This is a genomic window from Ethanoligenens harbinense YUAN-3 (assembly GCF_000178115.2).
Lineage (GTDB): Bacteria > Bacillota > Clostridia > Oscillospirales > Ethanoligenentaceae > Ethanoligenens > Ethanoligenens harbinense.
In genome coordinates, this window is the sequence record NC_014828.1 from 1,075,536 (window position 1) to 1,089,187 (window position 13,652).

General features: G+C 52.7%; 9 protein-coding genes. 4 read left to right on the forward strand and 5 right to left on the reverse strand.

The genetic code is table 11. The features are described from left to right. Positions 1-274: 274 nt before the first annotated feature. The 4 genes from ETHHA_RS04975 to ETHHA_RS04990 all read right to left on the reverse strand — a co-directional run bounded on the left by ETHHA_RS04975 (position 275) and on the right by ETHHA_RS04990 (position 5,718). Positions 275-865 (reverse strand): ATP-dependent Clp protease proteolytic subunit, encoded by a 591-nt coding sequence (locus ETHHA_RS04975; protein ID WP_013484893.1) that lies wholly within the window; start codon positions 863-865, stop codon positions 275-277. Between the two features lie 20 nt (positions 866-885). Next, entirely contained in the window at positions 886-1,275 is a 390-nt protein-coding gene (locus ETHHA_RS04980) for a helix-turn-helix domain-containing protein (protein ID WP_013484894.1), read from the reverse strand. Between the two features lie 1,452 nt (positions 1,276-2,727). After that, on the reverse strand, positions 2,728-2,943 hold the full coding sequence (locus tag ETHHA_RS04985) for a heavy-metal-associated domain-containing protein (RefSeq protein WP_013484896.1): 216 nt from the start codon (positions 2,941-2,943) through the stop codon (positions 2,728-2,730). A 312-nt stretch (positions 2,944-3,255) separates the two neighbouring features. After that, the gene (locus ETHHA_RS04990; protein ID WP_013484897.1) at positions 3,256-5,718 is read right to left on the reverse strand and encodes a hypothetical protein; all 2,463 of its coding nucleotides are present in this window, start codon (positions 5,716-5,718) and stop codon (positions 3,256-3,258) included. Between the two features lie 414 nt (positions 5,719-6,132). On the opposite strand from ETHHA_RS04990, the gene ETHHA_RS04995 reads away from it, so the two are divergent. The 4 genes from ETHHA_RS04995 (at position 6,133) to ETHHA_RS05015 (ending at position 12,631) form a co-directional block, all read left to right on the forward strand. After that, positions 6,133-7,098, forward strand: coding sequence for a hypothetical protein (locus tag ETHHA_RS04995; RefSeq protein WP_013484898.1), 966 nt, complete (start codon positions 6,133-6,135; stop codon positions 7,096-7,098). Positions 7,099-7,669: 571 nt separating this feature from the next. Further along, a complete protein-coding gene (locus ETHHA_RS14450; RefSeq protein WP_013484899.1) occupies positions 7,670-9,151 on the forward strand; it encodes a hypothetical protein in 1,482 nt (493 codons plus the stop codon). A gap of 383 nt (positions 9,152-9,534) precedes the next feature. Then, a complete protein-coding gene (locus tag ETHHA_RS05010; RefSeq protein WP_013484900.1) occupies positions 9,535-10,431 on the forward strand; it encodes an ABC transporter ATP-binding protein in 897 nt (298 codons plus the stop codon). After that, on the forward strand, positions 10,409-12,631 hold the full coding sequence (locus ETHHA_RS05015; protein ID WP_013484901.1) for a hypothetical protein: 2,223 nt from the start codon (positions 10,409-10,411) through the stop codon (positions 12,629-12,631). Before ETHHA_RS05010 ends, ETHHA_RS05015 begins: the two co-directional genes overlap by 23 nt. 115 nt (positions 12,632-12,746) lie before the next feature. On the opposite strand, the gene ETHHA_RS05020 is transcribed toward ETHHA_RS05015, so the two are convergent. After that, positions 12,747-13,649 (reverse strand): hypothetical protein, encoded by a 903-nt coding sequence (locus tag ETHHA_RS05020; RefSeq protein ID WP_013484902.1) that lies wholly within the window; start codon positions 13,647-13,649, stop codon positions 12,747-12,749. Positions 13,650-13,652: the final 3 nt, after the last annotated feature.

Genomic DNA, 13,652 nt, shown 5'->3' on the forward strand with positions numbered 1-13,652 from the left:
CGGACAAGCTGATTCGCCGGGTCAATTTGGTGTATCGCCTTTGATATGCATATGCTGAATATAAAATCTGGAATGAGTGCATTGACCGGCTACATAATGGGATAAATCTGCGCGACTGAAAACTGTATATTCAGCAATGCAAAGTATGCGGAAAATGCTTTTTGCTCGCGCGCGTGCGACGCACGCCTAAACATACTTGCAAATCCGGTGAAAGAGTAAAAACAGAACCACCGCCGAAAAAACCGGCGGTGATCCAATTGGCGGATATCTCTTATCAGCGGTGCGTGAGTATATCATCCACGATGCCGTAATCCTTGGCGCCTTCGGCCGTCATATAATGGTCACGTTCCATATCGTGTTCGATTGTTTCCAAGGGCTGCCCTGTGAGATCGCTGAATATCCGATTGAGTTTCTGTTTGGTTTTGTCCATCCAGTCACTGTGAATTTTGATTTCCGTCGCCTGTCCCTGCAGTCCGCCGGAGATAGACGGCTGATGGATCAGGACTTCACTGTTGCACAGGGCAAATCGTTTGCCTTTTGTGCCCGCAACAAGCAGTAAAGATGCCGCGCTCGCCGCCATACCGATGCAGATCGTGGAAACGTCGCATTTGATATAATTCATCGTATCGAGGATCGCAAACGCATCCGTAACGGAACCTCCGGGACTATTGATATAAAACTGGATATCTTTGTCGCAGTCGGCTGATTCCAGAAACAGCATCTGCGCAACGATCAGACTGGCTGACTCACTTGAAACAGGTTCATTCAACATCACGATGCGATCATTCAGTAAACGCGAAAAAATATCGTAAGATCGTTCCCCATGGTTCGTTTGTTCAATCACAACAGGTATCAGATTGCTCATCGTTTCCTCCATCAACATGTTCAGGCAGCCATCCGGGCCGACCTGCGCGTGTGCGTGCACAGGTGGATAACAGTCCGATTTTTGGTTGCGAACAGCCGCCGGTATTTTCCCGGCGGAAGCGCGTAAATCCGTTGAAACGCTCGTGAAAAAGCCTCTTGCGAGGAATACCGGCAGGTTAACGCGATTTCTATGATTGGCTGGTTTGTCTGAATCAGCCGGTCAGCCGCGCATTCCATCCGACGCCTGCGGACGTATTGATAGACCGGTTCACCCACCGTTTGATGAAACAGCCTGTGAAAAGAGGATTTTGACATGCAGACATACCGTGCAAGTTCGTCCAGCCCGATGTTTTCTGACAAATGGTTTTCAATATAATCCAGTGCCTGTTGAATCATAGACTCTGGTTTCATCCGCTGACACCTCCGATGCAATTCGATGATTTCATTATATCCCGATGGGATGGCGCTGTCTTGATCATTTTTGCAAATCTATGAAAAATGGGGACTGTTCAATCAAGCAAGACGACTGATCTTGCAAAATCGGTTTGCGGTCATCTTCAAAGGCGACTATAATACAAAGTAGAATTCGCGGGAAAACGGACATCTCCGCAAATTTCAAGTATATTCGCACACAAGCGGGGGAGAGGCTCTATGAATCGCCAGACCGTTTGCGCTACAACGACTAAAGCATAGAACACCCTATATGCCTGACCGGGGCGGCCGCAATCATTTTTTTGTTTAAACTGAAAGACAATCAGGAAGAACGGTAAACCCGTCGGGTTCATTTGGATTTGGGGTAGAGTTTCCGTTCATCGGTTTTTCCGACCAGATAATCAATGCTGGTATCAAATAGACCTGCTATTTTCATCAACACAGGAGTGGAATGTTCAAATTTCCGATTTCGCAGTCGGAATATGCGGTTTGATGGATATTCAGATAAGAAGACCTCTGTGTTTGTGTCAAATCCCGATCCTCTTGCATGTTACGAATCTGTTCAAACATTGTAAACACCTCTATGCTTATGATGTAATAAGGGAATAGCCTATATTGATTTTAAGGTATATTTCCTTAATGTGGAAATTACAAGGGAGGGAGCATATATCTTAAACCGATATGGAACGGCTTTCCCGACAGTCGGATAAAGTCGCAGACCGGAACAGACGGCAGGAGCCGGAACGGCGAACATGGTGCGAAAGGCCGAAAAAGACGTTTATCCTGTATCTTTCGTTTTTATCTTTTGATGGAGGCGGAATAGTCAATGGTGTACCGTCGTTGTCAATCTACCTTATCCCTTCTTTTGGGCATCCTGGAGCTGGTCAATGGGTGATTGCGACGGCGTTGAAAAGTGCAAAATACATCTGCTTGTAGGCGGGCATAGGATGCATATGGCCGCGCGAAACAAATCGGAAATTTTCATTGTGTGGCAGATCTTGTGCCATACTGTATATATACAGAAACGGGCGCATTCATATGGATGCTGTGATTGCTGTATAGAGCGCACATTTGGGTGGATGGACAACGGTCGTGGGTTTTCCAAGATTATGAAACCTGATCTTATTCTTCTGTTTCTATAAGTTGTTATCGGCTCTATTTCCATTATCTTAAAACGCTTTGCGCACAGATTTTAATCCATAAATCAAAACCACCAGTTTATAAACTGGTGGTTTTGATTTGCGAAGCATTTTCTTTTGCTACAGAGTGTGGCAAAAATCCCAAACCATGCAAGGCACCGGAGACGTATCGTATGAAGATGCGGCTGTGTTTTGACCCGATGTCCGGCAAATGTTTCGTCCAAACAAAATACGAACATCTTTACGAATCCGATGGCAGGCGGCTTGTTCGAAAACCGGTATGTCCGCTTTTTCACGCGACGGACATTACGGAAAATCCTTTGTCTTCAATTGCCACTTTCATTACATCGGGCGTCACCAGAGAGGAGTCATATTCAACAGAAGCCTTACCGTTCGATAGGTCAACCGTGTAGGTATGAACGCCTTTCAGACCTTCCAGTGCTTTTTCCACTTTACCCTTACATCCCATACACATCATGCCATCAATGGTCAGTGTAACTTTATTCATTTTATCCTCCTTTGAACAGCATCGCGCTGATTTTAACACAATTATAGCATGCCAGCATATTCCTGTCACTTTGACTGTAGCTGGGCTGTTGATTTTTTGTAATCGAAAAGGAAAACGGGAAAAAGATTCAAGCTGTTTGCGAAAACCTAAAACGACGTTCTTTCTTTGCTCAGGCGGTGCATCAAACGTTTAGGTGGGCTGTTGCAATGGCTTCCGTTCCACAATCAGACAAAAAGGCCGCAGACCAAAGCAAAACAGTGTCTGTGGCCTTTTGTGCTCTGCTAAAACGAAATTTGCAAAACGTTTCTGAGATCAACCGTGCCGGCGGCGGAAGAATGCCACAGACGCAGTTCCGATTGCGCTCATACCAAGCAGGCCAAGCAGAATGCACAGCGCCGGGTTAGCCTGTGCGTTTGCTGTGTGACAGCCCACGCCACCGTCTGGATCACCAGTTTTCGGATTGCTGACAATGGAAGGAGTAGAGGCGGCGGAGGATGTGCTGGCCGTCGTTGTTCCGGTTGTGCCGGTGCTGCCGGTAGTACCGGAGCCGCCAGTGGAGCCATTATTAGCCGTATCTGCTGTCTGCACGACCGCATAGGAGGAACAGTGGCTGGTCAAGAACGTGACGGTCAGCGAACCGTCCGCGTTTTTTGTAAAGGTCGCGCCCGTGATTGGTTCCCGCGTGCCATCGGGTTTGATATGGTAGAGCGTCGTGACTTTATCCGAATTAAAATTGGAGGCTTCCGAAGCCGGAAAGGTGAATGATACCTGCACATTGCCGCCGAAGTCGTCGTTCGTCAGGGCGTTGCCCGCGCTGTCTGTCATGGATAATTCAAACGAGCCGATAAGCGTTTCGTCGTCCTGGAGAGAAACGGAGGCGTCGGATAGTTTGGCGCCGAGGGTTACGCTGCTGACGCCGTTGTTCCGCATCAGATAGCTCAAAAGCCCGGCCGGCACGTTGAATGTGGCACCGGAGATCCTGAGTGCGATGTTCTGGTTCGCGGTCAACTGCGCGCCGTTGTCGCCCGTAAGCAGCGAGTCGGCGGAGGCGGAAACCGTATTCGTGCTGCCGTCGCCGATCGTTTTGGCAGCCGTGGAGGCGGGGTCGAGCGCTCCCGCCGGGGGAAGGCTCTTTGTGGCGTCGTTGGGGTAATAGTCCAGATTGTTGGGCACGCCGTCGCCATCATAGTCATAGTTTAGAAACATGAGAGCGGCGTCGTCGACACCTTCATTTTTAGTAAAAAGGCCGTCCGCCGAAGAGGTCATCCCCACCGCCATATACTGCGTACCGGTGTCGATCAGGGCATTCGCTCCGTCCGAATTCTTTACTTGTTCATCTACCGAGCCGCCCAGGAGAGCGCTCTTTTCCAGCGCACCGGAAGGCGAAATGGAAAGAAACCAGAAATCCTTGCCGCCGTTCGGGGAGGTATCCGCGCTTGCGATATCCGCGCCGGTGGAAGCGGAGGTGCCTCCATAAACCAGATAACTGCCGTCGTTATTCTGCACGGCGGAATAGAACGCGTTAAACCAGGCGGTGCCGGCATAGTTTTTGAACCACTCCCGGGTGCCGTCCGCGGCGTATTTGGCGATAATGGCATCCTGCCCGGGAAAGCTGCTTTCGCCTATTGATTTTTTCAGGCTGTTGCCCGCGCTGTCGGCCATGTCGTGGTCGTCGGATTGGGAAACCCCCACGGCAAGGCAACCGCCGTCGCTGGTGGGGATGGTGTTGTTGAAGTAGTCGGCAGCGGTTCCGCCCGCGTGCGCGATCCAGTCCAGATTTCCTTTCGCGTCGGCCTTGCAGACGACGGCGTCACCTTTGGTATCGTACATTGTGGTTGCATGCCCGCTCGTGTCCGTCAGGCTGGCCGTGCCATAGCTGGAATCTCCCGAGAGGACGTAGCCGCCGCCCACGGCCGGTCTGGCGCTGTTGATCTCCATCCCGTCATAGCATTTTACCCAGTCTTTGGACAGGTCGGAGCCGAATTTGCCGACAAAAGATTCTTTGGTGGACGCGGTATTGACACCGGTAAAATCGCCGTCCGTGGAGGTGGTGGCGCCCGAAACGACAAAGCCGCCGTCGCTGGTGGCGGAAACGGTCTTGATCTGGTCGTCCCCCGAACCGCCAACCGCCTGAATGTCCAGAATCTTGCCGGAAGCGTCGAGATGGAGGAGAACACCCTCATTCCCATCGACGCTTGCGTCATGGTAGTTGCGAATGGTGTAGCTGTTGCCGGTGTTGTCGGTGGTGGTGTAAGTGGTTTGCCTTTTGAGCGATGTGGTTGTGCTTGTGGAATCGGAAATGGAAGGGGCCATGTCGTCTCCAACGACGATATAACTGCCGTCTGCGAGCCGGCAGATGTCGTTAAAGTTGAAAAGATAGTTGGTGGTGATTGTGCGTACTGCCCCTGTGCTAAATTTGGTTGTGGTAAAAGTTTCGGTAGTAACAAGCGACTTGACCCATGAGACCTTGGCGGAACTGCCACTGCCCGTATAGCCCACGATCACGCCGCCTCCCGCGAGGTTGTACGACGCCCAGTCGCCGTCGCTTGCCGATTCAAATCCCACGGCAATGCAGCCGCCGGGAGCGGGGGCGACGGCGTTGTAGAAGTCTGTGTTCGAGCTGCCCATTGTGGTCGCGCTGGTAAGCAGCGGCCAGTTGCTTCCATAGCCGCCGGAGCTGTCCGCCAGAGCGGTCATGGGCAGCAGGCCGATCATGGACGCGGCCAGTGTGCCCGCCAGCGCTTTTTTTAAGATGCCGCAGTGCGCCTTTTTCATTCTGACAATCCCTCCTGATTTCATTACGCTTTGTAATGTAACGATTCTTTTCGAATATGCTAAAGCAGATCTTGCAAATAGCCGCTGATTTTACAGCATTATAGCATCTTCATCATAAAAATTCAAGGAATGTAAATATACATTTTACAATATAATGTTATATTATTTATAATAATAAAAATTTATAATATTTTTTATCAAGTTATATTGACTTGTGGATATTTTTGGATTAGAATGATGTGGGAATAAAATACATAAAAGACCATATTATTCATCTTTCTCCCATAATCGCGGCTAAGAGGCCTGCCGCCCGGCGGTCGGCCCTTGCCATATTCAAGCAGCTTCCCGATACAACCCAAACGCCGTTGAAAACGCCGTCGATGGGTGAAGGCTCATCAGAGAAAGGAGATTCCCATGGAAATCGCAAAAACCAGAAAACCGCTTTCCGCCGCCCTCTCCGTTTGCATTGTCGCCTTGGTGTTTGCCTCGGGCAGTGCGCTGAAGGCCAGCGCGGCCAGTTACGCCGTGACCACCGGATCGTACACCATCACGCCCGCCTCCACTTACAACAGCAACATGAATACTTACGACAATTCCCAGACCGAGACCATCGCCGTTACGTTCGATCAGGCGGTAACAGTAGACACAACTTATGCCAATTCGGATTTTACAGTTGCGCTCAACGGTGCCACGCTTGCCAATAACACAGCGAGCGACCCGGTGCTCTACAAAGTCGTCGCGGACCCGTCGTCTTCCTCCAAGGCGGACATCGTCCTGTACGCGAATGCGTCGATCGATGTCTATCCCGGCAGCAGCATGAGCGGCAATTTCTTTGCCATCAAGACCGGCAAGGTCAGCATCACACCGGTCAACAGCGATAAGACGCTGGACGGTATCACTACTACCTCGAATGGTGAATCAGCCTATTGGGGCCTTGACCTTTCCAATCTTGTTGTGAAAACCGGCTTTGAACTGAACACGGTCAGCTCATCGTCCGCAACGTCCTCGACTCCGGCCTCCGTCAGTTACAACTGCGGCAGTTACGCCGCCGTGCGCGGCATCAGCTGGCTGCGCCTTGCGGTGGCCAACGGCGGTACGACCACGTATGTTCCCGTTACCTCTACCAACCCGGCTATGAATGCATGGCCGGTGCTTAGCGGGGTGACCGGAAGCTTTGCCCTTCATTGCCACGATTTTGAAAACAGCACCAACGATTACTATATGTCCAAAATCTACAGCGCCATGACGAGCGGATACACCGGCTTTGGCAACTACACCATCAGCTATACAGGCGGTGTGCTGACCGTCACGCAGAACGCAGGCACCTATACATCGGGCGATACTTTGTCGCTTCAGGTCTATTACAGCCCCAACGTGTGATATGCTTTTCCCGCCAAGGACCTGTCCGCAGATGCTGTCTCGGATCGTTTGTGGACAGGCTCTAAATAACAGAGACAACCTTCGCGGTGGATTTTCCGGTGCCCTCTCCGCCGGAGGAAGCGGGCAGCCTGCTTTCAGCCCCGTTCTTGCGGGATGAAAACTTCCTTGTGGGTCTGGTTTCCTTTTTTATGGGAGAACGGTATAAGGTACGGGACTGCCTGTTGGGAAGGGCGTCATGTGCTGGGACTCCCAATTTTGTCTGCATGTGGTTTTCGTGCTTCGCTGAAAAATTATTGTCACAACATTTGCCGCCGGTGTCATACCGGCGGCAAATGTTGTTGCGGAAATTTCATGAAACGTTTCGAAAACGACCATATGTTTAAATGCTAAAATCAACATAATTAATTATAATTTGATAATTGTATTGAAATTTCTAATGATTTGTATTATGATAAATGACAAAATATATGAATATCCGTTTTGTTATGAACAAATCCAAACAAAACCGCTTCGTTTTTACGGCGGCTGTTACGCATCCATGTAAAACAGATCAGCAAGTGGGGGGATTGACATGAAAACAAGCATGAAGAATAAGCGGGCTGCCAAGCTCGTTTCCATGGCTGTTATCGGATTGTTTCTGTGCGCGTTTGCCGGTCTTCCGGCCCTGGCCTATTATAATCAGGGAACCGTGTCGCTTTCGCTGGGAGAGACGAACGTTACCGTTGCACCCGGCGATAACTGTTCGGTCTCTGCGACCATGAGCCCCGCCTCGGCCAATGAAACGCAAGGCTGCGGTATGGCGCAGTGCCCACAGACATGCGGCCCTACCTGCGCGGATGCAAACGGTCAGTGCATCTGTATGGGGGCTGATTACCACAATTATCCCGCCACGGTCACATTGACTTCCGCGAATGCCTCCATTGCGATGGCGAAATATACAAACGGCGTCATTTCCGTCACCGGTGTTTCGCCGGGTACGACCACCATTTACGCACAAGGCAGTCTGCGGGAATACACCAGTTCCGACAGGCAGGCGATTCGGGTAACCGTTACGGCGGCGGGTGATTCGAACGGCGGGTCCGCGGGCGGTTCAACGGGCGCCTCGACCGGAGGATCGTCAGGTGGCTCCGCAGGCGGCTCCACAGTTGGTTCTGCCGGAAGTTCCACAGGGACAAGTGGCAGTCCGGCAAGCACGACTGCGGGCAGCGGCAGTAAAACCGGCGGTTCGACGGGCGCTTCGGCTGGTTCCTCCTCTGCGGGCGTGTCCGGTTCATCCGCGGCAAGCTCCGGTGCGGCTTCTTCTTTGACCGCGAGCTCCGCGGTCTCGTCTTCGTCGGATGTTTCGGGCGCTTGCCAGATCTCTGCGGACGGTGGTTTGGGCTCTTTTGACATTATCCAGCTTCCGGAAAACAACATCACCGGAAAAGCGGAACTGGAAAAGATCATGGGTACCGATAAAAGCGTAACGTTTCAGAAAAAGGATGCCGCGGGTAATGTGCAGTATTCGTGGTCGTTTAAGGGCACCGACATAAAAAATCCGGCCGATCTCAATATGGGCATTTCTTTTTCCAGCAAAGAGAAGACGGCGATTGAAAAGCAAAGCGGCCTGGGTGACCTGTTTGATCTTTCCTTTGCGTATCATGGTGAGCTGCCCGGCAAAGCAGAGTTGAACATCTGTGTCAGCAGCATGTTCCGGGATGGCCAGACGCTGTATTTTTATTACTACGACCCGGCCAAGCATGCGTTTTCGCTTATTTCCAAAGACGTAAAGGTCGTCAACGGCTATGCCACAGTGGATATTACCCATTGCTCGACGTATTTCTTCTCCGCACGGGCGGTTGGCTCGTCATCGGGCTTTCCGGTCTGGCTGACGGTTCTGCTGATCGTTTTAGCGGTGCTGGCAGCCGGCGCTTTGCTTTTGTATGTTCACGTCCGCCGCGGCGGCGTGCTGCCTGAGACGGTAGCGCATCTGCTGCACAGACCGATGGACAGGCCGTCGGCATCCAAGGCCGCGGCAGAGGGTAGCGGACATGAAAAGGACAAGCTTTTTTAATGCGTATCTACAAATGAGACGAGAGGCAAGTTGCGCGTAAATTTGTTGTCAGACAAAGCGGATGAGGAAGGACTGTTTGCTGTATTCCGACCGAAGACAACGCTGTATTGTGGCGAATTTGCCGAAAATGCTGCCTCGAATCATGTACGGTTAAGGCTGGCTTGTAGCAGGTGGTGCGTTGACCTAAAGTCTGTCGAGTTCGATTTTGCGGCGTGTGGTGCCGTCTTTCACGGACGCTGCGCCGGGCGGCCAAACCGCGCCGCGGCAAACGAGCTTCCCGCATCGGAACAGGAGCGGATTGTTTATGACAATGCGGCGCGCAGTGACAAGTTTTTTCATCATTTGTTCCAATTTACATCTGCATTCTGTTAAGGGGGAAGCACATGGTCACGCTTGAGCACCTGACGAAAAAATACGCGGATTTCACTGCGGTCAAAAATTTAGACGGTACCATCGAAGACGGATGCATCTATGGGCTGGTGGGTTTCAACGGGGCGGGTAAGACCACTCTCCTCAAAACCATCGCGGGCGTTTACCGGGCCGATGCCGGTCGCGTATTGGTGAACGGCGAGAATATTTACGAAAATGAACGTCTAAAAAGTGGAGTGTTTCTGCTGTCCGACGATATGTACTTCCTGCCGCAGTCCACGCTGAAAGAGATGGCGAAGTTCTATCGCGGCTATTATCCCGCCTGGAGCGAAAAAACGTTCGAGAAGATCACCGCACTGTTTGAGCTGGACCCTGCCGCGCGCATAAACGGGTATTCGAAGGGCATGCATCGGCAGGCCGGCATGGTGCTGGCGCTGGCCGCGCATCCGCACACTTTGCTGCTCGACGAAGCATTCGACGGGCTCGACCTTGCCAAACGCCGCCTGCTTGCGCGCATTTTAAAGGAATATGCGCGGGAGAAGGGGGCGGTTGTCATCGTCGCATCGCATAATCTGCGCGAACTGGAGAACCTTGTCGACCATCTTGGCATCATCAAAGACCATGTGTTTTATTTCAACGATTCCATCGAGGCCATGAAACGCAGCCGCAGTAAATACCGCGCGCAGTTTGGCCCTGACGTTACACTGGAAGCGCTGGGGGCGCTGCACCTTTCCCTGCTGGCGAAGGAGGACGACGGGTTCTCGTTTTTATGTGAGGGGAACGAGGCCGCTGTTCATAAAACGCTCGACCCGCTGGGACTGACGGTATTGGAACGGATGCCCATGACATTGGAAGAATTTTTTATGGAACAACGGGAGGGGCAGGAAGATGCTTTCACCGACCTCTTTTGACCGCCGGCCCATTCTGCGGCATGCGTGGCGCGAGACCTGGACGCGCAACTTGCTTCTGCCGATCATAGGACTGGTGGTTTTCATCATCCTGTTCCCGGTTTCCACGGCGGGTATGCCGAGCAGCTCCATTTTCAACGTGGACTATACACACGACCAGCTCAAATATCGTTTTTTCGATGCGTCCTTCGGCCCGGTGATTACCGGCGCGGTGCTGGTGTATGGCCTGCTGCTCGGCATAGCGCTGCTGCGCTTTCTGCACGACAGGCGGCAGACGGTTGCCTATTTTTCACTGGGCATCACCCGTATGCGCCTGCTGGCGGCGCGGCTGGGCGCGGGCTGTCTGATGCTGCTCATCGGCGTGGGCGTGCCGTTAGCCGTCTCACTGTTGCTCAACCTGGCGGCGCTGGGATACACGACCTCTATCTTCGGGTCGTTTTTCTATCTGCTGTGCGGTTACCTCGTGCTGGGACTGGTGTCGCTGTTCGTGGCAGGTATCGGGTGCGTGCTGGCGGGCACGCTGCTTGAAGCGGCCGTGTTTTCCGCCTGCCTGCTTGCCATCCCGTCGGCGGCATTGTACGGCGTGGGCGCGCTGATGCGTCACCTGCTGTTTGGCAGCGCGTCGGGCGTGCTGCTGCGCACCGGTACCGGGTTGGCCGCATCCAGCCTGCTGACACAGTTTGCGGCATTCAACCCCGCGCTGTTTTTCTATCACAATTCGATGACCTATTCCGCTTTTTATGCCACCACGACCGGGGAGACGCTGCCGGCCATCCGGCCGCTGGCGGTGGTGCTGTGGTTTATCGGTGCGGTCATACTGGCGGAATTGGCTGCGTTCGCGCTGCAACGGCGTAAAAACGAGATTGCCGGCGTCAGGGGCATGTCGCACGGCATGAACATTGTGCTGACGCTTACGCTGGCTTTCTTCCTGTATACACTGCTGTTCGACGTGCTGGCGGCGCTGAATGTGTTCGTTGCGTTTATCGCGGCCACGGCGGGATTTGTTGCGGTGTGGCTCGCGTTTGCCGTGCTGACCTCGCGCGGAAAGAAGGCGGGCCGACAGAACATCACAGTGCTGGCGGCAGGGCTTGCGGCGACTTATGCCGGCGTTGCGCTGCTCGGCACCGGTTTTCTGGGCTACAGCGCGCGTGTGCCGAACGCAGACGACATCGCCAGCGCGACCATCAGCTATGTCGGATCGCCCAATTACATCACAGGCGACGGCACGCAGGGCAGCAGTGGTGCGAACGGCTACTACATTGCTCAACAGGTAAAACTGACCGATGCGTCCGACCTTTCGCTGCTCGTTTTGTTGCACAAAACGCTCATAGCGGCAGGGAAACCCGCGCTGGAACTGAATCAGAATGACTTTGAAAAAACCGCTGTGCCGTACGATATTATGGTGCAATATACACTGAAAAGCGGCTCTACGCTGGTGCGCTACTACGATCGTTCCACCTTTTCCACACTTGAATCTATGCTGACGCTGGAGAACACGCAGGCTGTGAAGCGTCTGGAGCAGAACATCATCACCGGAAACACCGGGGACGCCTATTGGGCGGCGGGTGCTTACCGCGGCGGTTCCATATATCTCAGCAACAACTGGTACACCAACCCGCAGCTTTTGACGCTCAGTGCGGATAAACGTACAGCGCTGCTGCAAGCGCTCGCGGCCGATGTAGCTGCGCAGCCGCTCAATGACCGGTATTTCCCGTCCAAACCGGCGCTGGGGGTACTGATGTTTTCGCAGACGGGCAACAGCGACACGAAAACCTATGCATATAATCTGGAAAATGCCGAGGTCTATCTTACCAGTGCGTTTACGAATACGCTGAAATTTCTGAACGATAACGGCCTTACTAAGGCGCTTTCTTTTGACGGTGCGGCCGAGAGCATCACGTTGATGAAGTATAACCCTTATGTGAGCAAGGACCGTGCCGCCGCGCCGGAGGGTCAGTATTTTATGGCTTACACGGCGGACAACGCCGGAAGTTTTATTCTGCAAAAAGACTTCGGTAAAAACTATGTCGTGGACGCCCCTGATCAGATTGGAGAACTGATACCGCTGCTACAGAACGATTATTACATGAGCCGCGGCGGCTACCTCGCGGCGGTCAAACTCCAGGGCAGCGACACATATGTATACAAATTTCTGCCTTTGGCGGGTGCACCGAAAAAAATCCGGAGCGTTGTAATAAACTGAATGCGCACGGGTCGGTTACAAAAATGTACAGGCCTCCCGGCAACAGTTTATACGCAGATCGTTGTTTGCCGGTTCCCGCTTTAAGCGCCGCCGCTTCTTTCTCGTTGTTTTCGGATCAATCGTCCATGTGATTGAAGATTTGCAGCGAGAGCGTCTGGCCGTCTGTTTGAGTGTTAGCTCTGATGGTCACGGTGTCTTTACTTGATGAAAAAATAAATCGGCCTGCTGTTGGTGTGCCTTTGCCGAAATAGCTTTCGAGGCTCTCAGCGATTTCTTTGGCATAATCTTCAGCGTCCATTTGGAACAGTTCGTGGTCGTGGACGGGAAACGAGCCGTCGTTGATATAGGAAAAACCGCCCTTTTTGTATCCCTTCTGCATGACCGGCTGCCCGTTTTCCAGAAACTGCACCCAGGTCATGGCGCGTATCACTCCAATGGAGGTAACACGCACAGCCGTCTGCGCGGATGCTGTGGCGCTGCCTTTTACAGCGGCAACCTGCGTGAGCGCTACGCCGGATGGAATCTGCACGTGGATGTTCGGCCATTTTGCGGCGTATTTCCCTTTAAGATCGGTAACGGCTGGAACGGATGCACCGCTTTTTGCCGCGATCACAAGATTCCCCTCGTATACGGCAAAATATGCTCCTTTGGTTGGGTCGGTATCGCCGGAGAGAGCGGACAGGGTAAAGATCAACCGTCTGTTGTCCGACTTGTCCGCCGCCACCGTACATTGCATGGTCTTGGAATCGGGCGCTTTGCCGTTGAGGGTGACGGAAAGCTGACGGTTCACGTCTTGGTTGACGCAAATGGCTCGGTCAAAAGTAAGGGTGATTGTGACTTTTTGCGATGCTTCTCTGCCGTTGCCGCTTGATACGGAAACATGCCGGCTGATGATGTTTGGAGAATCGGAACCTGTTTTCGCCATCGGTCCGCAAGCGGTCAGCGTAAAGGGAAGAAGAAAAACAAAAAGCACCGTAAGGATACGGCGCAGTGTCCGGTGAACGGTATGGGGGGGCATTTT